The sequence below is a fragment of the Oleiphilus sp. HI0079 genome (assembly GCF_001635105.1).
The window spans coordinates 1-1,082 of the sequence record NZ_LWFT01000033.1; the positions used below are offsets into that span (position 1 = coordinate 1).

A 1,082-nucleotide genomic window follows, 5' to 3' on the forward strand; every position below is an offset into this window, starting at 1 on the left:
AATGTTTATGCGATCACCATTGATCACTGCTGACGTTGATGCAATTTTTGATACTTTTTGAGTCACGTTATTGCTTACCAATGCCTTTACAGCACCGCCTGATATTTTCTCTGAGAGCTGTGCGTTCCAATCGCCGCCACCGGCATCTGAATAATCAAAATAAACTAGTGAGTCATTACCAGAGTTATCAATAAAGACCGAAGCGTTATACCCCAGAGGAATGGTAGAGAGATCCTCCGTATTGCCTGCGATGCTTGAAGAGCTCCATGCTCCGCCAAGCTCGCCAATGGTTAAATAATTGCTCGCACCACCATTTACATTGAGCGCCGCTACAACAGCCTGTCCGCTTCCATTTACATCAGTATCTACTGCAAGTAAACCTTGATCGCCCACCATACTTAGATCCGTTATTACTCCTAGCCCGCGACAAACAAGGTTAAGCGTTGATACGTCCACCGTACCCGCGACACCCGAGTCGGTGTCGAGATCGCAGATCGCTTTTGGTTGATCCGCAAAAGCCAAAGGGATTTCTATCGCGATCATAAAATCGCTGCCAAAGGCGACGCTTTGGTTAAATGCGAAGCTAGTATCGCCTCCGTTCACCAAAATACTTTCGGCTCCGTTATTGAGGTTAAGCGTGAGCTGCCCTTGCGTTAGCCCACGCACCGAACCGGATACCGTCAGGGGCGTATCAGAACACGTCAACACAAGCGACACATCTGCTGTGCTAATTGTGCCACTGGCGCTGTCCAAAGAGCAGATTTGTCCAACCGGCTGCTGTGTAACAGAAATGGTAAAAGCCGCACCACTCTGCAACTGAGCCGAAAAATCAAAGCTTGAATCGCTAGAAGCAGGTGTGCGCGTGATATTGGTCGAGCCGCTAGACAAGGTTAACTCTAAGCCTGAAGCAGTAAGACCATTGATCACCCCTGCGACTGAATAGCTTGCTGGTGTCCCGCCTGGCGTGCTGCCGCCGCCACCTTGATTACCCGAACTGACTGAAGCTCCTCCGCCTCCACCGCCGCAAGCAGCGACAAGCACTGCAAGAGATAGTAAAGACGCATACTGCGCCAGAGCTCTTA

1 protein-coding gene is annotated in these 1,082 nt (G+C 50.1%); it reads right to left on the minus strand.

The genetic code is table 11. From position 1 onward, the window contains the following. Nucleotides 1-1,082 (minus strand): hypothetical protein (locus tag A3750_RS25570; RefSeq protein WP_197474768.1); only part of this gene is annotated, 1,082 nt, incomplete at both ends.